Source organism: Streptomyces sp. SAI-127 (genome assembly GCF_029894425.1).
Classification (GTDB): Bacteria; Actinomycetota; Actinomycetes; order Streptomycetales; family Streptomycetaceae; genus Streptomyces.
Genome location: NZ_JARXYJ010000001.1, coordinates 9,578,350 through 9,599,989 on the forward strand (window position 1 = coordinate 9,578,350; position 21,640 = coordinate 9,599,989).

The following is a 21,640-nucleotide window of genomic DNA, read 5'->3' on the forward strand; positions in this document are numbered from 1 at the left end:
AGGTCCACGCGCCTGCGCGCCGCCGGACCTCACTTGGCGAACGCCGTCATGAAGCGGTCGCGGAACTTGTCCATGCCCCACTCGGGCGCGTTGTCGGCGGGCTTGAGGCCGTCCGTCCAGTTCCAGTCGTCGACCCGGTCCAGCACCTTCGGGTCCTTGGCGACGATCGTGATCGGCACGTCCTTGCTTGCGGCACCCTTGGTGACGGTGGGGACGGGCTGGTGGTCACCGAGGAAGACCAGGACGGTGTTCTCGTCGCCGTAGCGCTGCATCCACTGGGTCAGGCTGTCCACGGAGTACTGGATGGCCTTGCGGTACTCGGTGCGCACCCGGTCCTGGCTCTTCCAGACCTCTGTCGGGTTCGTGCCCTCCTTCTTGATCTGCTCGAAGACGGAGCCGTCACCGAGGTCGTTCCAGTCGATCGTGTGGGCGATCGGCGACCAGGGGTTGTGGCTGGACGCCAGGATGATCTCCGCCATGATCGGGTCACGGTTCTTCTTGCCGTGCTCCAGCTTCTGGAAGGCCTCCAGGCTGAACTGGTCCGGCACGGGCGTCCAGCTGAAGTAGGGGCCCTTGTAGCCGAGGTGTGTGGAGTCGTAGATGTGGTCGAGGCCGAAGTACTTGCCCTCGGGCCAGGACTTGCGCACCCCCGGCACGATGCCGACCGTGCGCCAGTCACCGGTCTTCCGGAAGTAGCTGGTGAGGGTCGCGCGGTCACTGGTGGTGAGGTTCAGGTACCGCTGCTGGTTCTTGACCCACAGGCCGGACAGGAACGTGGAGTGGGCCATCCAGCTGCCGGCGCCCGTCACGGGGGACTTCAGCCAGCCGCTGCGCGACGCGAACCCGGCCGCCTTGAGCGTCGCGTCGCCCTTTTTGAGGGTCGCGTCGATCTCCGGTGCCATCGCCGGGTCGTCGATCGCCACCCGGCCGTAGCTCTCGACGAAGGTGAACAGGACGTCCTTGCCGCGCAGTCCCGTCAGGAGCTGGTCGGGAGGCGTGGCGGCGAAGGCGTCGACGGCGGACTGCTTCGCGAAGACCTTCGCGTCCCCGAGTCCGTTGCGCACGTGCTGCACGCGGTTCGCGAGGAACTCGGTGTTGCCCTTGGTGGCGAACGAGACACCGCCGAACTGCACACCCACCGTGAAGCAGGTGACCCAGACCGTGCCGAGGACGAGGGTGGTGCCGACGGCCGTCTGACGGTGCCGGGACATCACGTTCGCCAGCCGTACCACCGCCCACGTGCTCAGCGCGAGCAGGGCGATGAACAGGACGATCACCCCTGCCACCGCGAGCACCTCGCCGGTGCGGCCGAACGACTCCCTGAGCCAGTCCCTCGCGTTGCCCAGCATGATCCAGTCGAAGACCAGGTCGAACGGCCGGGCCAGGGTCTGGTAGAAGCCCATGTCCAGGAACTTCAGGACGGTGAACAGCCCGAGGAGCACTCCTGACAGGACAGCCGCGATCCGGCGCGCCTTCGGCGGCAGCACCAGGAGGACGGCCGCGAGGACGATCGCCTCGACGGGAAGACGGAAGAACGACCGGAGGTTCATGTGGTCGAGCCGGTTGGGGAAGAGCAGCACGAGCAGCACCAGAAACCCGGCCAGCACACTCGTCCCCACGGACACGCCACGGGCCGTACGGGGGTAGCGGCGGCGCCAGCCGAACCAGCCGGGGCGTGGGGAGCCACCGGCCTCAGGGGTATCGGCCGCTTGAGTCGCCTCGGCGGTTTGGGCGGTCTCAGCCGCCCCAGCCTCCCCTGCGACCTCCTCCGTCACGCCTTCCCCCGTCGCACCCCCACCATCCGCTTCCGCCTCGCCCCCAGTGGTATCCGGCAGTTGGCGAGAACGAGTGAAGAGCGACACCCGGTGGTCCTTCCGTGCGGTCTTGCTGTGACGTGCGGTCCTGCGGCGACGGCATGACGAACAGGGCCCGCTGGACGGGCCTGCCACCACCAGTACGTTCGCACGTCACGTTCGGTTCAATCGCACGGGGCCGGGATTCGACCGTCACCCGTCAGCCGCCACCGCCACCTTCTGTGCCCACCGATAGTCCGCCTTGCCGCTCGGGGACCGGCGGATGGACTGAGCGATCACCAGCTGGCGCGGCACCTTGTACCCCGCGAGCCGCGCCCGGCAGTGGCTCTGGAGGTCGTCCAGGGACATCCGCACCGCACCCTCGCGCAACTGCACGACGGCCGCCACATGGTGCCCCCACTTCACGTCCGGCACTCCGGCCACGAGCGCGTCGTACACGTCGGGGTGCGCCTTGAGCGCCTGCTCGACCTCCTCCGGGTACACCTTCTCGCCGCCCGTGTTGATGCACTGCGAGCCCCGCCCGAGGACGGTGACGACCCCCTCCTCGTCGACGGTGGCCATGTCGCCGAGCAGCACCCAGCGCTCGCCGTCCTTCTCGAAGAAGGTGTCGGCGGTTTTCCGCGGGTCGTTGTAGTAGCCGAGCGGCACATGGCCGCACTGGGCGACCCGGCCCACCTCGCCCACGGCGACGGGTTCGTGGGTCGCGGGATCGACCACCTGGGTGCGGGAGTTGACCCGGACACGGAAGCCGCGCTCAGGCCCGGAGTCCTCGGTCGCCGTCCCGTTGAAGCCGGACTCGGAGGAGCCGAAGTTGTCGAGCAGCATCGCGTTCGGGACGAGTGCCCGGAACTGCCGGCTCACCGTGTCCGACATGATCGCGCCGGACGAGGACACGCTGAACACCGACGACATGTCGATGCCCTTCATCGGGCCCTCCAGCGCGTCGATGAGCGGCCGCAGCATCGCGTCGCCCACCAGTGACATGGCGCTGACCTTCTCCCGCTCCACGGTCCGCAGCACTTCCTCGGGCACGAACTTGCGGTGCAGTACGACCCGTTGGCCGAAGTTGAAGCCGATGAGGGTGGTCAGCGTGGAGGTGCCGTGCATCAGCGGCGGCGTGGGGAAGAAGGTGATCCCCGCCCCGCCCGCGGCGACCCGCTCGGCGAGTTCCTCGGGCCGCTTGACCGGCTCACCGGTCGGCGCGCCACCGCCCAGCCCCGAGAAGAACAAGTCCTCCTGACGCCACATCACACCCTTGGGCATCCCGGTGGTGCCGCCCGTGTAGATGATGAACTGGTCGTCGGCCGAACGCGCCGGGAATCCACGCTCGGGTGACGCGGAAGCCTCGGCGTCCGTGAACTCCGCCGCCGACAGCTCGGCCGGCTCCGCAGTCCCGACCCGCACCAGGTGCCGCAGCCGTTCCGCGTGCGGCAGCGCGGCCGCCACCCGGTCCGTGAACTCGGCATCGAAGACCAGCCCCACCAGATCGGCGTCCCGGTAGAGATAGACGAGCTCTTCCTCCACATAGCGGTAGTTGACGTTGACCGGCACGATCCGTGCCTTCAGGCAGCCCAGCAGCGTCTGCACGTACTCCACCCCGTTGTAGAGGTGCAGCCCGACGTGCTCACCGGGCCGTACTCCGCTGTAGAGCAGATGGTGGCCGATGCGATTGGCCGCGGCGTCCAGTTCCGCGTACGTCAGCCGGCGCTCCGCGCCCGTACCGGGAATGTCGATGTACGCGAGCGCCTCACGGTCCGGCACCACGTCGACGACGGACTCGAACAGGTCGGCAAGGTTGTACTCCACCGCTCCTCCTGACCCAACACGGCCTGCTTCTCCGACGGTTCGCCGGTCATCAGAGCAAAGGGCGGCGTGACTGTGAAGGGTTCGCGCGAATAAATCTGACTGACTGTCAGAAAACTCTTGAAGTGCGTCGGCGCCTCCTGCAACCTGTTCTCGTTCTGGCAGAGGGGAGACGGGCGATGGGTGGGACGGAACATCTCAACATCCAGCGCGAGGGCGCCACACTGGTGCTCACGCTCAACAGGCCGGAGGCGAAGAACGCGCTCTCGTTGCCGATGCTGGTCGGCCTCTACGACGGCTGGCTGGAAGCGGACGCGGACGACTCGATCCGCTCGGTCGTCTTCACCGGCGCGGGCGACTCGTTCTGCGCCGGCATGGACCTCAAGGCCCTCGCGGGCCGGGGCACCGGCGGCGAGCAGTACCGGGACCGGCTGACCGCCGACCCGGACCTGCACTGGAAGGCGATGCTGCGCCACCACCGCCCCCGCAAGCCGGTGATCGCGGCGGTCGAGGGCTACTGCGTCGCGGGCGGCACGGAGATGCTCCAGGGCACCGACATCCGGGTCGCCGGCGAGTCCGCGACCTTCGGCCTCTTCGAGGTCAGGCGCGGCCTGTTCCCGATCGGCGGCTCCACGGTCCGGCTGCAGCGCCAGATCCCGCGCACCCACGCGCTGGAGATGCTGCTCACCGGCCGCCCGTACACCGCACGCGAGGCCGCCGGCATCGGCCTGATCGGTCACGTCGTCCCGGACGGCACGGCACTCACCAAGGCCCTGGAGATCGCCGAACTGATCAACGCCTGCGGCCCGTTGGCGGTGGAGGCGGTGAAGGCCTCGGTCTACGAGACCGCCGACATGACCGAGACCGAGGGCCTGGCCGCCGAACTCGAGCGCGGCTGGCCGATCTTCGACACCGCCGACGCGAAGGAGGGTGCCCGCGCCTTCGCGGAGAAGCGACCGCCCGAGTACAAACGTGCGTAGCGCCGCGCCGGCTCGGACCGGTACGGCAGCTGCGGGTCGTCGGTGACCGAGCGCGCCCACGCGGCGGAGCCGCAATTGTCAGCGCCCCGCGCCCCTGGAGGGGCGCCCCCGTGCACGCCGATTTCGAAGGAGGCACGCCCTCGATGCCCGAAGTACTCAAAGCCCCCCTGGTCGTCGAATTCCCCTTCACCCGCTCCCTCGGCCCCGTCCAGAGCGCCTTCCTGACCGGCCTGCGCGAGCGTGTCGTCCTCGGCGTGAAGACCCGCGACGGCCGCACCCTGGTCCCGCCCGTCGAATACGACCCCGTCACCGCCGAGGAGATCCGCGACCTCGTCCACGTGGGCAGCACCGGAACCGTCACCACCTGGGCCTGGAACCACGAACCCCGTCGCGGTCAGCCACTGGACACGCCCTTCGCCTGGGTCCTGGTGAAGCTCGACGGCGCCGACACCGCCCTGCTGCACGCCCTCGACGCCCCCGGGCCCGACGCCGTCCGCACCGGCATGCGCGTCCGGATCCGCTGGGCCGGGGAACGCTGCGGCGCCATCACCGACATCGCCTGCTTCGAGCCGTACGACGGAGACGATTCCACGGTCACCGTCCACGCGGGCGAGTTCGAGGACCCCGTCCACGGCATCGTCGCCCAGGCCCGCCTCGACTACACCTACTCACCGGGCCGCGCCCAGACCGCCTACATCAACGCCCTCGCCGAACACCGGGCCGTCGGCGAGCGCTGCCCGGCCTGCCGCAAGGTGTACGTCCCGCCCAGGGGCGCCTGCCCCACATGTGGCGTGGCCACATCGGAACAGGTGGAAGTGGGTCCCGCCGGCACAGTGACCACCTTCTGCATCGTCAACATCAAGGCGAAGAACCTCGACATCGAAGTGCCGTACGTCTACGCCCACATCGCCCTCGACGGCGCCGACCTCGCGCTGCACGGCCGGATCGGCGGCATCCCGTACGACCAGGTGCGCATGGGCCTCAGGGTCGAGCCGGTGTGGAGCGAGGGCGGCCGTTACCCGGACCACTACCGGCCGACCGGCGAACCCGACGCGGACTACGAGACGTACAAGGAGCTCCTTTGACCAGCGACGCAGCCCCGGAGCCCCGCGACATCGCCGTCGTGGCCTTCGCCCAGTCCGACACCCTGCGCTTCACCGCGGAAGTCTCCGAGGTGGAGATGCTCATGCCGGTCCTGCACGACGTCATCGCGCAGACCGGTCTGAAGACCGCCGACATCGGCTTCACCTGCTCCGGTTCCTGTGACTACCTCGCAGGGCGGGCCTTCTCCTTCACCCTGGCCCTGGACGGCGTGGGCGCCTGGCCGCCCATCTCCGAGTCGCACGTCGAGATGGACGGGGCCTGGGCCCTGTACGAGGCGTGGACCAAGCTGCTGTCCGGGGACGCCGACACCGCGCTGGTGTACGCGTACGGCAAGTCCTCGCCCGGCTCCCTGCGCGACGTGCTCACCCGGCAGCTGGACCCGTACTACGTCGCCCCCCTGTGGCCCGACTCCGTCGCCCTCGCCGCCCTCCAGGCCCAGGCGCTGATCGACGCGGGCGACACGGACGAGCGTGAGCTGGCGGCGATCGGCGCCCGGAGCCGCGCGACCGACAACCCGCGCGCACAGCTCAAGGGCCCTGTACCGCAAGGGGATTACCTCGTACGACCACTCCGCACCGGAGACTGCCCGCCCATCGGCGACGGGGCCGCCGCCGTGGTCCTCGCGGCGGGGGAGCGGGCCAGGGAGCTGTGCGAGCGCCCCGCCTGGATCCGTGGGATCGACCACCGCATCGAGGCGCACTCGCTCGGCGTCCGCGACCTCACCGACTCGCCCTCCACCCGCCTGGCGGCCGAGCGGGCCGGTGCCTTCGAACGGCCCGTGGACACCGCCGAGTTGCACGCGCCGTTCACCTCGCAGGAGGTCGTCCTGCGCAAGGCGCTGCGGCTCGACGACTCCACACGGGTCAACCCGTCCGGCGGGGCCCTCGCCGCCAACCCGATGATGGCCGCCGGGCTCGCCCGTATCGGTGAAGCCGCCGCCCGGATCCACCGGGGCGAGTCCGACCGGGCCCTCGCCCACGCCACCTCCGGGCCCTGTCTGCAACAGAACCTGGTCGCCGTACTCGAAGGGGATCCGCGATGAGCAAGGAGCCCGTGGCCGTCGTAGGGATCGGCCAGACCAAGCATGTCGCGGCCCGCCGGGACGTGTCGATCGCCGGGCTCGTCCGCGAGGCCGCCCGAAGGGCGCTCGACGACGCCGAGTTGACCTGGGCCGACATCGACGCCGTGGTGATCGGCAAGGCGCCCGACTTCTTCGAGGGCGTCATGATGCCGGAGCTGTACCTGGCCGACGCGCTCGGCGCGGTGGGCAAGCCGATGCTGCGGGTGCACACGGCGGGCAGCGTCGGCGGCTCCACGGCGCTGGTCGCCGCGAACCTGGTGGCGGCCAGGGTGCACTCCACCGTCCTCACCCTCGCCTTCGAGAAGCAGTCCGAGTCCAACGCCATGTGGGGCCTGTCCCTGCCGATCCCCTTCCAGCAACCCCTGCTCGCCGGAGCCGGCGGCTTCTTCGCACCGCACGTGCGCGCGTACATGCGGCGCACCGGCGCGCCCGACACGGTCGGCTCGCTGGTGGCGTACAAGGACCGTCGTAACGCGCTCAAGAACCCGTACGCGCATCTGCACGAGCACGACATCACCCTGGAGAAGGTCCAGTCCTCGCCCATGCTCTGGGACCCGATCCGCTACTCCGAGACCTGCCCGTCCTCGGACGGCGCCTGCGCGATGGTGCTCACCGACCGGGCGGGCGCCGCGCGGGCGCCCCTGCCGCCGGCCTGGATGCTGGGCGGCGCCATGCGCAGCGAGCCGACGCTCTTCGCGGGTAAGGACGCCGTGTCGCCCCAGGCGGGCAAGGACTGCGCGGCCGACGTGTACCGGCAGGCCGGGATCGCCGACCCGCGCCGGGACATCGACGCCGTCGAGATGTACGTGCCGTTCTCGTGGTACGAGCCCATGTGGCTGGAGAACCTCGGCTTCGCCGACGAGGGCGAGGGCTGGAAGCTCACCGAGGCCGGCGTCACCGAGCTGGACGGGGATCTGCCCGTGAACATGTCGGGTGGTGTGCTGTCCACCAATCCGATCGGCGCCTCCGGCATGATCCGCTTCGCGGAGGCCGCTCTCCAGGCGCGCGGACAGGCCGGAGAACACCAGGTGGAGGGCGCCCGCAGGGTGCTGGGGCACGCCTATGGCGGCGGATCCCAGTTCTTCTCGATGTGGCTCGTGGGGTCTGAGCCGCCTGATGCGTGAATTGACTCCTGAAAGGTCCCCCTCACGTGGCCTGTCGGCGGTCGGGGACGATCGCTAGGCTGGCCGCGGACGACGCAATCGGGAGGAGCACGGACGTGGCCGAGACCACCATCCAGCAGCAGCCGCTCATGGGCTGGGAGAAGCCGGAGCTGGACCTGAGCAACGCCGATTGGCACTCGAGCAGCCGCGGTCTGGGGGATGTGCAGATCGCTTTCGTCGAGGGGTTCATCGCGATGCGCAACAGCGGCCGCCCTGAGAGCCCTTCCCTGATCTTCACCCCCGCGGAATGGGGCGCGTTCGTGTCAGGGGCGCGGGAAGGAGAGTTCGACCTCACCTGAGGGTGAGCGCAAGAGGGCCCAGGCCGACGTGTTAATGGATGCGGCGGAACCTATCATTAGCCGCATGCAGGACACGATCAACAGGGACGCCCGTCTCACCCTGGACCTGGCCCTCACCGTCCGGCACGACGGACACGGCGGCGTCGCCGACGACCTGGCCGACCTCGCGGGCCTCACCGCCTGGGTCCGGGAGCACGCCGAGACATTGCCGGACGCCTCGGGCTTCGTCGCCGACGAGGGGACCCTCGTGGCGGTCCGTGACCTGCGGGCCGCTGTCCGGGCCCTCTTCGCCCGCGCCGTGCGTCCCGACGAGCCCAGCCCCGCCGACGCGGCACGCCTGCTGCCCGTGCCCGAGGCCGTCGCCCGCCTCAACACGGCGGCCGCCCGCACCCCGACCGTCCCCGTGCTGCACTGGACCGACGACGCCGAACCCGTCGTACACCCGCAGCCGGTGCCGCCGGGGACCGACCTCACGGCCGTACTCGCGCAGGCCGCGATCGCCTTTCTCGCCGGAGCCGACCGTCGGCGGCTGCGCGCTTGCCACGCCCCGCGTTGCGTGCGCTACTTCCTGAAGGATCACCCGCGGCAGGAGTGGTGCAAGCCTTCCTGCGGCAACCGGGCGCGGGTGGCCCGGCACCATGAGCGTCACCGGGAGCAGGGGAGGGGCCGTGACGTCGAAGGCGGCCAGACGGCGGTTCAAGAAGGCCGAACGCCTGCGGACGTTCCGGCAGACGCAGTGGAAGAAGCGGGGAGAACAGCGGGGTGAGCGGTTCCGTTCGGCCGTGGCCGCTCTCGTCGGCCTCGTGTTCGGCGTGGTGCTGACCGGCTACTGCGGACTGATGCTCGCGGGTGCCGTCGGACTCTCCGGAACCGCGGAGAGACTGCACGTCGACTCGTGCGCGGTGGTGCGGACGTACAACAACAAGCCGACCACCGAATGTCATGGCCAACTGCTGTCGGCCGGCGGTCGGTTGATCGACACCGACGCGGTCATCGAGGCCGACGCCCGCATCGGTTCCACCATCGCGGTACGCGACCAGCCACTGACCGGGCTCGAAACGCTCGGCTTCAGGGCGATCGTCGGCTGGGCGACCCTGACGGTGACGGGGCTCTTCGTCCTCGCCTTCGGAATCGTCCCGGCGCTCACACTGTGCGGCTGGGACGCCGCCGCGACAGCCGGGTCGCGCTACGGCGCCACGCTGGCCGTGGCCGTCGGCGCCGGGGGGCTGATCTACTTCCTCGCCGTGCTGTACGAACACGTCTTCTAGCCACGCCCCAGGTATGTCGACACGGGCCCGCCAGGCACCCCGCAGGCGTACGCTGAGGTGCCTGTAGGTCACGGTGTGCGCTCGCTCCCCGCGCGGGTGTGCCTCCGTGACGGGGGGTGCGCCATGGTGCAGCGCAGTGTGCGCAGCAGAAGGACTCTCCTGGAGCGGGAGAGTGAACTCGCCGCCGTCGACGAGGCGTTGGGAGAGCTCACCGGCCTGCGTACGGACGGTGCCGAACCGCGCGGTCGCCCCCGCGGAGCCGTGCTCGCCGTCGCCGGCCGGGCCGGCATCGGCAAGACGACCCTGCTCACCGAGGTCCGCCGCCGTGCCGCCGCCCGGGGCTGCACCGTGCTGGCCGCCCGCGGCGGCGACCAGGAGCAGCGGGTCGCCTTCCATGTCGCCCGGCAGCTGCTGCAGCCGCAGTTCGCCGGCGCGGGCGAAGCCGATCTCCGTGCCCAGCTGGGCAGTTGGTTCGACATCGTCGGCCCCGCACTCGGTCTGTGCGCCCCGACCGACGGGGCGCCGCCCGACCCGCAGGGCCTGCGGGACGGACTCGACTGGGTGCTCACCCATCTCGCCGTCCTGCGCGCCCCGATGGTGCTGGTGCTCGACGACGCCCACTGGGCCGACCCCGAATCGCTGCGCTGGCTGGCCGCGTTCGCACCCCGCGCGGAGGAACTCCCGCTGCTGGTCGTCGTCGCCTACCGGGCCGACGAACTCCCCGATCACGCCGAGTCGTTCAGGGCACTGCCCGGCCGGGCCGGCGGACGACCGCTCGACCTGGAACCGCTGAGCGCCGTCGCCGTCGCCCGTCTCGTACGGGAGACGCTCGGCGCGCACGCCGACGACGCGTTCTGCCGGGAATGCTGGGCCGTCACCGCGGGCAACCCCTTCGAGACGGTCGAGTTGACCGCCAAGGTGCACGACCGCGGGGTCACCCCGACCGAGGACGCGGCGCATCTCCTGCGTGACCTCGCGGCCGCCGTCAAGGGCAGCGGCCTGGTCGCCCGCCTCGAACGCCTCGGCACCTCGACCGTCCGCTTCGCCTGGGCCTGCGCGGTCCTCGGCACCGAGATCCATCCCCAACTCGCCGCCGCCGTCGCCGGACTCGGCCACGAAGAGGCCGCCGACGCGGCCGACGCCCTGCGCGGCGCCCGCATCCTCACCGGTGGCGACTCCCTGGAGTTCGTCCACCCGCTCATCGCCACCGCCGTCTACCGGGCCATCCCGGCCGGATTCCGCGTCGCGCTGCACGGCCAGGCCGCCTGGTGCGTGGTCGACGACGGGCGGGGCCCGGCCGCCGCCGCCCGCCACCTCCTGGAGACGCATCCCGACGGCGACCCGTGGGTCGTCCAGCAACTGCGCGCCGCCGCGGCCGAGACCCTGCGCTCCGGTGCCCCCGACGCGGCCCGCAGCTATCTCGCCCGCGCCCTGCGCGAACCTCCGCCCTGCGAGGACCGGGCCGCCGTCCTGTACGAACTGGGCAGCGCCTCCCTGCTCACCGAACCGGCCACCACGGTCAACCACCTGCGCGCCGCCCTCGAAGAGCCCATCGCCGACTCCGCTCTGCGGCACCGCATCGTCTACCGGCTCTCCCAGGTCCTCGCCCACAGCGACCGCCTCGCCGAGGCCTCCGACACCCTCGCCCGCGAGATCAAGGTCACCGGCGACGCCCGCGTCAAGCTGCGCATGGTCGCCGAACAGTTCATGTGGGACGCCTTCGGCGCCGACGAACCCGACCACCCCTCCCGCTCCCGCCGCATGGCGAGGCTCGCGGACCGTCTCACCGGCCGCGACCTCACCGAGCGGTACATCATCGGCCTGCGCACCTGGGACGCCGTCCTGCGCGGCGAGCCCGCCCACATCGCCCTCCACCACGCCGAGCGCGCCCTCGCCGGCGGCCTCGGCTGGGCCGATCCCGACCGCGGCTTCGAGGTGCCCGTCCTGGTCGCCCTCGCCTTCACCTACGCCGACCGCCCAGGGCGCACGGAGGAGCTCTTCGCCGCCGGGATCGCCGACTTCGAACGGCAGGGCTGGCGCGGCGCCCACCTCTCCTTCGCCTACACCCTGCTCGCCTACGTCCGTTTCCGCCGCGGCCGCCTGGCCGAGGCCGAGGACTTCGTCCGCGCGGGACTGCGCCTCGCCGAGCGCGTCGGGCCGGGCACCCCGGCCCAGTGGTACGCCGTGGGCATCCTCATCGAGGTCCTGCTCGCCCGTGGCCGGGTCCACGAGGCCGCGCAGACCGCCGAGGACCACTCCTTCTGCGCCCCCTTCCCGGCCGTGGTGGTCTTCCCCGACGCCCAGACCGTGTACGGCGAGCTGCTGCTGGCGCGCGGCCTCACCAAGGACGCGGCCGCCGAGCTGGCCGCCGCCGGACGCCGACTGGAACCGCGGGGCATGCGCAACCCCGCGTGGTGCCCCTGGCAGCTCCACCTGGCCCGCGCCGAGAGCCACGACGCCCCGGAGCAGGCGGTCACGACGGCCCTCGAAGCGGTGGCGCGCGCCCGCCAGTTCGGGACCCCGTCGGCGGTGGGCCAGGCACTCCGGCTGGCTGCCGAGGTCTCACCGGCCTCGGCCCGAGTCAAGCTCCTGGAGGAGTCGGTCGCCCACCTGGAACGTTCACCGGCCGCGTACGAGCTCGCCTGCGCGCTGGTGGCGCTGGGCACGGAACTCCGTCGCACGGGTCGCACCCGGGAGGCGGCGGACCACCTCTACCGAGGCCTCGACACAGCCGTCCACTGCGGCGCCGACGGTCTGATCGAGACCGCCCGCGACGAACTGACCGCCGCGGGCCTCCGCCCCCGCCGCCTGCACAGCACGGAGACGGACACGCTCACGGCACGCGAACGTACGGTGGCGAACCTGGCGGCGCAGGGGCACACCGAGGAGGAGATCGCGAAGGAGTTGAACGCCGACGAGCAGACGACGACACGGTTGCTGTCGGCCGTCTGTCGCAAGCTGGGAACGGACAGTACCGGCCTGCGGACGGTGAGTGGTCCCACGTAGGGGTGCGGGGCGCCGCGCGCCCGGCCCCCACGCACCTGCACCCGCACGACCACGTGACTGCCCATTACCATTGGCGCATGTCGTTTCTCCGCCGCCGTAGCGCCACCCCCGCCGGTCCAGACTTCGATGTCCTGGCCATGGACCCGGGCGACTGGCCCGGCAACCTCGGCGCGGGGCTCCTGCCCGCCCCCGACGGCACCTGCCAGGGCGTTTTCCTGCGCTACGACCTCTTCGGCGGCCGCGGCCCCGCGATGATCATCGGCAACCTCCCCGAGGGCTCCCCGGCCCGCGAGGTCCCCGACGGCCAGGTCCCCTTCGAGGTGGCGCAGCTGCTGATCGCGCTGGAGAACGACGAGGAGGTGACCGTCACCGACACCGAGGAAATGCCGGTGATGCAGGGCGACAACCTCCTGATCGTGCGCCGCCTCAAGCTCTCCGAAAGCCGGATCTCCTGCGTTCAGTTCGACCGCAGCGACAACGTCCTGGTGACCATCGCCGCCTGGGACCGCCCGATCACGGACGACCTGTACGCCCTTCTCAAGCCACTGCCGGCGGAGCTCTTCCAGCAGGGCTGAAGGTTTGGTGAGCGTCCGGCAGGTGGCGGCCCCACCCCAGAGGAGTGGAGCTTCCACCTGCCGGACATTCCCTACCGGCGTCGGCCCGAGGGCTTCACATCGACGTCCGCCGCCCGCACGAACTCCACGCGGTGGCCGTACTGGATCTCGTAGTACAGGTCCTGGCCGACCACGACCTTGTGCGAGTCCGGCGTGAAGGTGACCGCGTAGTAGTACTCGCCGGGCACCTTGTCACCGATCACATACGTCTGGCCCTTGAGCACCTTGTACGGCAGCGGCGACACCGCCTGCGCGGGGACCCCCGTCGGATATGCGGAGGCCTCGGGGTAGGCGCGGCCGTACACCGGGACGCTGTCGAGGCCCTCCTTGGGGGTCACGACGAGACCGGAGGCGCTCACCGCGGTCGGGTTGCTCCCGGGGTTCTTGAACCAGGCCTTCTGGCCCAGGTACCAGATCGCCGTCCAGTCGCCGTCCCGGTCCGCGACCGCGTACTGCTGGCCGGTGGAGACCCGTGAAGAGAGGTCGTTCACGTCGATCGTCGGAGCCCTGCCACCCATACCGATGTCCGTGACGAGAGCGGAGTTCTCGTCGGGGGCCGAGTGGAGCCGTACCTCGCTGGAGCCGTGGGACGTGCAGGGCTCGCCCTTGGCGGCGCAGCCCGTGTACTGCGGCCGGTTGGTCGCGTAGTCGGGCCGGATCGTCACCAGCCCGCCCCGCTTGGTGGAGGTCGCCTTGAACGGGTGGCCCAGCAGCTCGAAGTAGTGCCGCCAGTCCCAGTACGGGCCGGGGTCCGTGTGCATGCCCGAGACGGTCGAGGTGGTCGGGCCCGGCACGTTGTCGTGGCCGAGGATGTGCTGCCGGTCCAGCGGGATGCCGTACTTCGCGGAGAGGTACTTCACCAGCCGCGCCGAGGACCGGTACATCGCCTCCGTGTACCAGGCGTCCGGATTCGCCAGGAAGCCCTCGTGCTCCAGACCGATCGACTTGGCGTTGACGTACCAGTTGCCCGCGTGCCAGGCCACGTCCTTCGCCTTCACATGCTGGGCGATGTGACCGTCGGTCGAGCGCAGGGTGTAGTTCCACGACACATAGGTCGGGTCCCGCACCAGGTTGAGGACACCCTCCCAGGCGCCCTCCGTGTCGTGGATGACGATGTACTTGATGCTCTGCGAGGCCGGACGGTCCCCCAGGTCGTGGTTGCCGTAGTCGTTGTCCCCGAACTCCTCGTAGGGTGCCGGGATCCACTCGCAGGACACCGTCTTCGGGCACTCGGTGGTGCCGCTGCCGAGCGTGCGCAGGCCCGTCCGGGCGAGCTGCGCGGTGTCGGGGGCGAGCGTCGGCCGGCCGGTCAGGGCGATCCGCTGACCGGCGTCCGTGGTGCGCTCCTCGCCGGTGCGCAGCACGTCGAAGACGTCGTTCGCGTACGCCGCCGCCGTCGCGCTGTCGTCGGCGCCGGAGAAGCGGGCCACCGCGCCGTACCAGTCCGCCGGGTCCTGGCTCAGCGGCTCGCCCAGATCCTTCTGGGCGGCGGCCAGCAACGCGGCGCCGCCGGCGACGTTCGCCGCGGGGTCGGTGCGCAGGCCCTCGGCGCTCAGGCCGCTCAGCTCGGCCGCCTTCGGCAGGGTCTCCAGCCGGGCCGGGAGCTCGGTGGGCGTCGGCACCTTCGTCTCCGGGAGCAGCGCCGGGCGGGCGCTGTCGCCGCGGGCGTCCTCCGTGCCCTCGCTGTGGTGCGGTGCCGAGGCGAGTGCGGTACGGGCGTCGGTGAGGTGCATCGGGCCGTAGCCACCGGTCACACTCGGTGCTCCGGCGTGGTCGTCCCAGCGGGACTGGAGATAGGAGACACCGAGGAGGACGCTCTGCGGGACGTGGTACTCGGCGGCCGCCGAGGCGAAGGCCTGCTGGAGGCCGGCCGAAGAGTCTTCGGCCGGCGACGGGGCCGCGCCGAGCAGGGGCAGCAGCAGGGCAGTACCGGCCAGCGTGCCGACCACCCTCCGGGTGGCTCTGTTGGGGTCGGTCGTGGATCCTCGCAATGCAGCCTCCTGGGACGGTCGGGCGCGATGAGCCGTGCGGGGCCGGGCGTGCGTCAGTGGTACCGGCTTGCCGACGATCCGTCAATCATGCCCAGGGGCACACGATTTCCCATGTCAATGAGGGGTGTCGGGAGTTTCGTGGCGGATGCATCCAGGCCTGCGGGGCGTCAGTGGTGTACACCAATGTCCCCTGGCGGGGAGCCGCACATACGAGGGTCCGCGGTGCGCCCCGTACTTCAGGGCGCACCGCGGACCCTCGTCCCCGTCAGCGAGTGCCGACCGCCGCGCGCACGGCCCGACGGGCCAGCTGGCAGTCGTCGTGCAGCCGCCTCAGCAGCAGCCGCTGTTCCTCGCCTGACGGCGCGGCACCGGGGTGGGCCACGGCCGGTGCTGCCGGGGTCGAGTCGTGCATCGAACGCTGCAGGGCCGTCTCGTAGGTACGGATCTCACGGGTCAGTACGAGCATCAGGTTCACCAGGAAGGCGTCCCGCGAGGCGGGGCCCGCCGTCTGGGCGATCTGGCTGATCTGACGGCGGGCCACCGGGGCGTCGCCGAGGACCGACCACAGTGTCGCCAGGTCGTAGCCCGGCAGATACCAGCCCGCGTGCTCCCAGTCCACCAGCACTGGACCGGCCGGTGAGAGCAGGATGTTCGAGAGCAGGGCGTCGCCGTGACAGAACTGGCCCATGCCCTGTCGGCCCGCCGAGTGGGCGATGCCGTGCAGGAGTTTCTGCAGATCGCCCATGTCCCGGTCGGTCAGCAGCCCCAGCTCGTGGTAGCGGGAGATACGGGCCGCGTAGTCGAGCGGGGCGTCGAAGGTGCCCGCGGGCGGACGCCAGGCGTTGAGCCGGCACACCGCGCCGAGCGCCGCCCTGATGTCCGCGCGCGGCGGGGCCTCCGCCGGATGCCGGTGCAGAGCCGCCACCCGGCCGGGCATCCGCTCGATGACCAGGGTGCAGTTGTCCGGGTCCGCCGCGATCAGCCGTGGTACGCGCACCGGGGGCCGGTGCCGGACGAACGAACGGTACGCGGCTATTTCGTGCCGGATCCGCTCGGCCCATACCGGGGAGTGGTCGAGTAAGCACTTGGCGACAGCCGTGCTGCGTCCCGTCGTACCGACCAGGAGCACGGAGCGTCCGCTGCGGCGCAGCACCTGCACCGGAGCGAACTCCGGGCAGATCCGGTGCACCGACGCGATCGCCGTGCGCAGCTGGGCGCCCTGAGGGCCGGACAAGTCGAGTCTCCCGCTGAGCGGTTGGGTGCCGAGCCCCGGAACGCGCCGCGTCCTGCCCGTACCCGGTACGGGGGCCGTCGGCCGCGCGGGGTCGAGGTAGGGGCCACCGCCCGCCGGGCGGAGTTGCGGCGACCGGGGCGGGGCGGACACGGAGGACGATGCTGCGTACATGGGCGAGACAGATCCCTTCGTGTGCCTGCTGTGCCTGGAGAAGCAGTGCGCTGCCCGACCCGGAACACCGGGTGCACCCTGGGGAATGTCCCTGTGCGGTCCGGGTCGGGGTGGCGCGTTCCTACCTCACCGCAGATGCGCACTGGCACACCATCTGGCGCACCCTGGCGAACCCTGGCGAATAGTCCCGGAGCAACTGACACGGGGCTACTGTCAACTCAGCCGAGTACCTGGGGGCTTGATGTGAGCGGACAATCCAACACCCGGCTTTCGGACCTGTTCGGCCTCGCCGGCTGGTCCAAGGGTGAACTCGCGAGGCTGGTCAACCGGCAGGCGGCGGCCATGGGCCATCCGCAGCTCTCGACCGACACCTCGCGGGTGCGGCGGTGGATCGACATGGGAGAGATCCCGCGCGATCCGGTGCCGCGGGTGCTGGCGGCTCTGTTCACCGAGCGTCTCGGCCGTGTCGTGACCATTGAAGACCTCGGTCTGGTCCGGCACGGGCGTACGGGGAAACGGCAGGGCGACGGGAGCGTGGAACATCCCGACGGCATGCCATGGGCGCCCGACCGAACCGCCGCGGTCCTCACCGAATTCACGGGAATGGACCTCATGCTCAACCGACGCGGCTTGGTGGGCGCGGGTGCCGCGCTCACCGCGGGATCCGTACTCAGCAGTGCCATGCACGACTGGCTGCACACCGATCCGGCCCTCACCGCCGATGCCCCCCAGTTCGACGACCCCCTGCACGCCGACCCCGCTGGGTTCGACCGTTACGAGGCCGCCCCCATCGGGTCGCAGGAGATCGAGGAACTGGAGCGCTCGGTCGAGGTGTTCCGGGCCTGGGACGCGGCCCGCGGCGGCGGGCTGCAACGCAAGGCGGTCGTGGGCCAGCTCAACGAGGTGGGCGGCATGCTCGCCTACCGGCAGCCCGACCATCTCCAGCGGCGCCTGTGGGGCGTCGCCGCCAACCTGGCCGTCCTCGCGGGCTGGATGTCCCACGACGTCGGCCTCGAACCGACGGCTCAGAAGTACTTCGTCATCGCCGCCCATGCCGCGAGAGAGGGCGGTGACCGGCCCCGCGCCGGCGAGGCGCTCTCCAGGGCGGCCCGCCAGATGGTGCACCTGGGCCGGCCCGACGACGCACTCGACCTGATGAAGCTCGCCCAGTCCGGCTCCGGAGAACAGGTGCTGCCCCGCACCAGGGCGATGCTCTACACCATCGAGGCCTGGGCGCAGGCTTCCATGGGCAAGGGCCAGGCGATGCGCCGCACCCTCGGGCAGGCGGAGGACCTCTTCGTCTCCGACAAGAGCGACGTGCCACCGCCGAGCTGGATGCAGACCTTCAAGGAGGAGGACCTGTACGGCATGCAGGCCCTGGCCTACCGGACGCTGGCGGAGCACGAGCCGGGTGCGGCCGTGCACGCCCAGCACTACGCGGAGAAGGCCCTCGCCCTGCGGGTCGACGGACGGCAGCGGTCGAAGATCTTCGACTTCCTGTCGATGGCCTCGGCCTGCTTCATCGCCGACGACCCCGAACAGGCGGACCGCTACGCGCGGTTGGCTCTGGTGTCGATGGGTTCCAACTCCTCCCACCGCACCTGGGACCGGCTGCGTCAGATGTACCGGCTCACCGCCGAGTACTCCAGCTACCCGAAGATCAACGAGCTGCGCGAGGAGATCAGGCTGGCGCTGCCGAAGCCGAAGGGAAGGGGTGGCAACAGCGCTCGGGCGTGAGGTTGTTATGAAGTCACCTTGGCGATGAGCACGCAGGCGTCGTCCTCGCGCTCGGTCTCGCCGAACTCCTCCATGACCATGCGCACACAGTCCTGCGCGGTGCGCGCCCCGTCGAAACGGGGGGCCAGGTCGAGGAGCCGGTTCACGGCAGCCGTACTGGTGCGCCCGGGCACCAGTCCGTCCGTGTGGAGCAGGAGCAGGTCGCCCGGTTCGAGGGTCTCCTCGGCCTGCGCGTAGACGGCTCCGGAGGTCGCGCCGAGGAGCACGCCGTCGGGTGAGTTCAGCCTGCGCCCCGTCCCGCTCCGGAACAGCAGCGGGGCGGGGTGTCCGGCCTGCGCCCAGACCAGGGTGCGGGTCTCGGGACGGTAGCGGCAGCAGACGGCGCTGCCGAGGGCCGGCTGCACGGTGGCGTCGAGCAACTGGTTGAGCAGGGACATCAGTTGGCCGGGCTGGGTGCCCGCCATCGCCATGCCGCGCACGGCGCCGAGGAGGGTGGCCATGCCGGAGGCGACGGCGACTCCGTGCCCGGTGAGGTCGCCGACGCTCAGGAGGGTCTCGCCGTCGGCCAGTTCGAGTGCGTCGTACCAGTCACCGCCGATCAGGGCGCTGGCCGACGAGGGCAGATAGTGGGCGGCCAGGTCCAGGGTCTCGGTGCCCTGGTGCGGGAGCCGCAGGGAGCCACGCCACGGCGGCAGCACGGCCTCCTGCAGCTCGACCGCGAGCCGGTGCTCGCTCTGCGCGCGCTGCCTCTGGCGTTGTAACGAGTCACGGGTCTCGCTCACCGCCCGTTCACTGCGCCGCAGTTCGCTGACGTCCCGCAGCACGGCCCACATCGAGGCGGTGCTGCCGTCGGCGGCGAGCACGGGCTCGCCCATCATGTGGACGGTGCCCACCTCGCCGTCCGGGCGCACGACACGGAACTCGCCGTCTATGCGCTTGGCGTCGACCAGACAGTCCGTGACCATGCCCGTCAGTCTCGGCCGGTCCTCGTCGAGCACCAGGGAAGGGAGCTCGTCGAGGGTGAGCGGGGGAGCGGTGCGGTCGCGGCCGAGTATCTGGTACAGCTCCCCGGACCAACTCGCCTCGTCCGTAAGGAGGTTCCACTCCGCGCTGCCGACCCGGCTGAGCAGCGAGCCGCGCCGGGGAGCGGGCGGCGCGGTTCGCGCGGCGGACTGTGCCCCGGGCACCGACGGCACGGGCGGCGGGCCGTCCCGCAGCTGCGCCAAGTGCTCGTCCAGATCGCTGAGTTGGTGAAGTGCGAGGTCGTACAGCGCGCGCTGCCAGCGCTCCTGGGGGTCCAAGCCGTCACCGGGCGCGTCCCGTCGTACGGCGTCCACGTCGCCCTTGAGTCGCCGCGTCTGCGAAATCAGCGCGTCGACCGAGCCGCGTCCTGGCGGCTGGGCGGCGGGGTGGTCCGCGGAGAGGTGGGACGACATGACGCACTCCGATGCGGGGGACGGTTCGACTCGGTCGGGACGGAGGGACCGTTACGACTGTTGCACAGGGCGCGACGCGCTGTAAGGGATTTGGCGGCACACGATACGGTGGTGCTTCTGGCATATGCCACAGTCTTCAGAAGCGGTCGGGCGGAGCGTTTTGTCTACGCTCTTTGATGTCTCAAGTCGTAGGCGATGTACGAGACTTGGCGGGTCGGTGGGGTGGCCGATCCGGTGTTCATTTGTGTGTTCGACGGTCCTGTGTTCTAAGGAGTCTGGCAAGACCTTGTGGTGAAGTCGAGGAATCTTGCTAAGTGACGCACGTCACATTAATTCACCCCCGCTCAGGCGTAATGCAAACGGCACCTGCGAGGTCGTAATCGTATGGACACGACACTCGAGCAGCCTGCCCGCGCCCGGCTGATCACCGCGGAGAACCAGCAACTGCCCGTTCCCGCCATCCTGCGCTACGGCTCCACCGATCCGCTGGCCGTCCACGTCGACTTCCCGCCCGAGGTCTCCCTGGACGGACAGGAGGTCACCTGGACCTTCGCCCGTGTCCTGCTGGAGGAGGGGCTGCGTGGCCCGGCCGGCGGCGGGGACGTGCACATCTGGCCGTGCGGCCGGAGCACGACGGTCGTGGAGTTCCACTCGCCGTACGGCCTCGCCCTCCTCCAGTTCGACACGCCCGCTCTGCGCGAGTTCCTGCTGCGGACCTATGCGGTGGTCGGCGCCGGACAGGAGGATCTCGGCGCGGCCGTCGAACAGGGGCTCAGCGCGCTCTTCGGGGGTGTCTGAGTGGCTACGGCGGTCCCGGCCGCTCAGTACCGCAGCACCCCCGCGATGCGGTCGGAGCCGCCCAGCGTGCCGTCCGGTACGAAGCGGACGTCGGCGCCGGTCTCCAGGCACTGTTCGACGATCTCGTCCACGATGTCCTCGCGGGCGTCGAGGTCGCCGCTCTCGGCCGGGATGAGATGGTCACCGTCCCCGTCGCGGACCGTCACCCGGTAGTTCTCCTCGACGGCCAGCAGTCGCAGTCGGCCCTCCCGGGCGCTCTGCCAGATCTCGTCGACACCGGCCGCGAACGCCCGCCGTCCGCGCGCCGCTTCGAGCTCCAGGGTCACCGCGTCGGTGCTCTTGCGGGCCTCCGCGGCGATCAGCGGCCGGACCGCGTGCCAGACCGCGTCCGGGGTGCCGTGTGCGAGACCGCCGTGCGGGACGTGCACCGCGTCCGTGGTGACGCTGCCGACGTCGTCCAGCGCGGACAGCGCCGCGGTCTCGCCGGTGATGTACAGCGGCCGCGGCTCCTCGCGCAAAAGCTTGGCCAGCGCGGTGTCGGCGTCCCGCAGGAAGTGCCGCGTGTCCTCGTCCCGGAAGGTGCTCGGCATGTCACCGATCCGCTCCAGGCGCTCGGCGTCGAAATTCTCGCGGATCCTGGTCAGCGGAAAGCCGTGGGCGCGGTGCTCGGTGACGCGGTCGACGCCGCCGTTCCACAGGGTGGCGCGGTCGGCCGAGACCGACAGGACCCAGAACGGGCGCTCGGAGGCCTGGGCGGAGACGAGGTTGCGGGTCAGGAAGGTGTCCGAGAGCACCACGCGCTCCGGTACGGCACGGGACAGGGACCACACCTGGTGCTCGCCCGGAGCGGCGAAGATCGCCAGACCGTCCTCGGCATGCGCCAGATCGATCTCGGCGAGGGCCAGGTCGAGTTGCCGGACGACGTCGGCGCGCCGCTCCCGGGGGACCGCCGGGTCGGCCTCCAGCTGTTTCTTGGCCTCGGCCACCACATTGCGCAGCCGGACCGGATCCTGGGCGTTCTCGGGTTCACGGCGGTGGGTCGGCGTCAGTACGGACACCGCCGGATAGGCGCGCGGGCGGCGCAGTTCGGAGAGGGTCGCAGGGCTGAGTGCGTGCTCCATAACAGCACCATAGGACCGAT

Annotated in this window: 16 protein-coding genes and 1 pseudogene; 11 read left to right on the plus strand and 6 right to left on the minus strand. The window is 70.9% G+C overall.

Annotation, left to right across the window (positions count from 1 at the left end):
• Positions 1 to 29 precede the first annotated feature (29 nt).
• The gene (locus tag M2157_RS43825) at positions 30 to 1,625 is read right to left on the minus strand and encodes a sulfatase (protein WP_280867981.1); all 1,596 of its coding nucleotides are present in this window, start codon (positions 1,623 to 1,625) and stop codon (positions 30 to 32) included.
• Positions 1,626 to 2,006: 381 nt separating this feature from the next.
• Positions 2,007 to 3,620 (minus strand): acyl-CoA synthetase, encoded by a 1,614-nt coding sequence (locus M2157_RS43830; RefSeq protein ID WP_280867982.1) that lies wholly within the window; start codon positions 3,618 to 3,620, stop codon positions 2,007 to 2,009.
• Between the two features lie 176 nt (positions 3,621 to 3,796).
• On the opposite strand from M2157_RS43830, the gene M2157_RS43835 reads away from it, so the two are divergent.
• The 9 genes and pseudogenes from M2157_RS43835 (at position 3,797) to M2157_RS43875 (ending at position 13,093) form a co-directional block, all read left to right on the plus strand.
• Entirely contained in the window at positions 3,797 to 4,597 is an 801-nt protein-coding gene (locus tag M2157_RS43835) for a crotonase/enoyl-CoA hydratase family protein (RefSeq protein ID WP_280867983.1), read from the plus strand.
• 143 nt (positions 4,598 to 4,740) lie between these two features.
• Positions 4,741 to 5,682 (plus strand): OB-fold nucleic acid binding domain-containing protein, encoded by a 942-nt coding sequence (locus tag M2157_RS43840; RefSeq protein ID WP_280855568.1) that lies wholly within the window; start codon positions 4,741 to 4,743, stop codon positions 5,680 to 5,682.
• The gene (locus M2157_RS43845) at positions 5,679 to 6,743 is read left to right on the plus strand and encodes a thiolase domain-containing protein (RefSeq protein ID WP_280867984.1); all 1,065 of its coding nucleotides are present in this window, start codon (positions 5,679 to 5,681) and stop codon (positions 6,741 to 6,743) included. Before M2157_RS43840 ends, M2157_RS43845 begins: the two co-directional genes overlap by 4 nt.
• Positions 6,740 to 7,906 carry a thiolase domain-containing protein gene (locus M2157_RS43850; protein ID WP_280867985.1) on the plus strand — a complete coding sequence of 389 codons (1,167 nt, stop codon included), beginning with the start codon at positions 6,740 to 6,742 and terminating at the stop codon, positions 7,904 to 7,906. Before M2157_RS43845 ends, M2157_RS43850 begins: the two co-directional genes overlap by 4 nt.
• A 95-nt stretch (positions 7,907 to 8,001) precedes the next feature.
• On the plus strand, positions 8,002 to 8,244 hold the full coding sequence (locus M2157_RS43855) for a DUF397 domain-containing protein (RefSeq protein ID WP_007379863.1): 243 nt from the start codon (positions 8,002 to 8,004) through the stop codon (positions 8,242 to 8,244).
• A gap of 64 nt (positions 8,245 to 8,308) precedes the next feature.
• Positions 8,309 to 8,902 (plus strand): annotated as a pseudogene (locus M2157_RS43860) (CGNR zinc finger domain-containing protein); the annotation flags it as partial.
• A 124-nt stretch (positions 8,903 to 9,026) separates the two neighbouring features.
• The gene (locus M2157_RS43865) at positions 9,027 to 9,512 is read left to right on the plus strand and encodes a hypothetical protein (RefSeq protein ID WP_280867986.1); all 486 of its coding nucleotides are present in this window, start codon (positions 9,027 to 9,029) and stop codon (positions 9,510 to 9,512) included.
• A gap of 123 nt (positions 9,513 to 9,635) precedes the next feature.
• On the plus strand, positions 9,636 to 12,518 hold the full coding sequence (locus M2157_RS43870; RefSeq protein ID WP_280867987.1) for an AAA family ATPase: 2,883 nt from the start codon (positions 9,636 to 9,638) through the stop codon (positions 12,516 to 12,518).
• Positions 12,519 to 12,595: 77 nt separating this feature from the next.
• A complete protein-coding gene (locus tag M2157_RS43875) occupies positions 12,596 to 13,093 on the plus strand; it encodes a hypothetical protein (RefSeq protein WP_266553424.1) in 498 nt (165 codons plus the stop codon).
• Between the two features lie 71 nt (positions 13,094 to 13,164).
• Here M2157_RS43875 and M2157_RS43880 read toward each other — a convergent pair whose 3' ends face one another.
• Both M2157_RS43880 and M2157_RS43885 read right to left on the minus strand, forming a co-directional pair.
• Entirely contained in the window at positions 13,165 to 15,123 is a 1,959-nt protein-coding gene (locus tag M2157_RS43880; RefSeq protein ID WP_280867988.1) for an N-acetylmuramoyl-L-alanine amidase, read from the minus strand.
• A 265-nt stretch (positions 15,124 to 15,388) separates the two neighbouring features.
• The gene (locus M2157_RS43885) at positions 15,389 to 16,528 is read right to left on the minus strand and encodes an aminoglycoside phosphotransferase family protein (RefSeq protein ID WP_280855563.1); all 1,140 of its coding nucleotides are present in this window, start codon (positions 16,526 to 16,528) and stop codon (positions 15,389 to 15,391) included.
• A 243-nt stretch (positions 16,529 to 16,771) separates the two neighbouring features.
• Here M2157_RS43885 and M2157_RS43890 point away from each other — a divergent pair, with 243 nt between their 5' ends.
• Positions 16,772 to 18,265 (plus strand): hypothetical protein, encoded by a 1,494-nt coding sequence (locus M2157_RS43890; RefSeq protein WP_280855562.1) that lies wholly within the window; start codon positions 16,772 to 16,774, stop codon positions 18,263 to 18,265.
• 5 nt (positions 18,266 to 18,270) lie between these two features.
• Here M2157_RS43890 and M2157_RS43895 read toward each other — a convergent pair whose 3' ends face one another.
• The gene (locus M2157_RS43895) at positions 18,271 to 19,701 is read right to left on the minus strand and encodes a PP2C family protein-serine/threonine phosphatase (RefSeq protein WP_280867989.1); all 1,431 of its coding nucleotides are present in this window, start codon (positions 19,699 to 19,701) and stop codon (positions 18,271 to 18,273) included.
• A gap of 384 nt (positions 19,702 to 20,085) precedes the next feature.
• On the opposite strand from M2157_RS43895, the gene M2157_RS43900 reads away from it, so the two are divergent.
• A complete protein-coding gene (locus M2157_RS43900; RefSeq protein WP_280855560.1) occupies positions 20,086 to 20,499 on the plus strand; it encodes an SsgA family sporulation/cell division regulator in 414 nt (137 codons plus the stop codon).
• Between the two features lie 23 nt (positions 20,500 to 20,522).
• Here the strand turns inward: M2157_RS43900 and M2157_RS43905 are convergent, their stop codons facing one another.
• A complete protein-coding gene (locus M2157_RS43905) occupies positions 20,523 to 21,620 on the minus strand; it encodes a chemotaxis protein (protein ID WP_280867990.1) in 1,098 nt (365 codons plus the stop codon).
• Between the last annotated feature and the right edge of the window lie 20 nt (positions 21,621 to 21,640).

Coding starts and splice junctions, on each gene's coding strand:
- M2157_RS43840 (WP_280855568.1), top strand. CDS start 4,741: ATGCCCGAAGTACTCAAAGCCCCCCTGGTCGTCGAATTCCCCTTCACC.
- M2157_RS43870 (WP_280867987.1), top strand. CDS start 9,636: ATGGTGCAGCGCAGTGTGCGCAGCAGAAGGACTCTCCTGGAGCGGGAG.
- M2157_RS43895 (WP_280867989.1), bottom strand. CDS start 19,701: ATGTCGTCCCACCTCTCCGCGGACCACCCCGCCGCCCAGCCGCCAGGA.
- M2157_RS43905 (WP_280867990.1), bottom strand. CDS start 21,620: ATGGAGCACGCACTCAGCCCTGCGACCCTCTCCGAACTGCGCCGCCCG.
- M2157_RS43850 (WP_280867985.1), top strand. CDS start 6,740: ATGAGCAAGGAGCCCGTGGCCGTCGTAGGGATCGGCCAGACCAAGCAT.
- M2157_RS43885 (WP_280855563.1), bottom strand. CDS start 16,528: ATGTACGCAGCATCGTCCTCCGTGTCCGCCCCGCCCCGGTCGCCGCAA.
- M2157_RS43875 (WP_266553424.1), top strand. CDS start 12,596: ATGTCGTTTCTCCGCCGCCGTAGCGCCACCCCCGCCGGTCCAGACTTC.
- M2157_RS43835 (WP_280867983.1), top strand. CDS start 3,797: ATGGGTGGGACGGAACATCTCAACATCCAGCGCGAGGGCGCCACACTG.
- M2157_RS43900 (WP_280855560.1), top strand. CDS start 20,086: ATGGACACGACACTCGAGCAGCCTGCCCGCGCCCGGCTGATCACCGCG.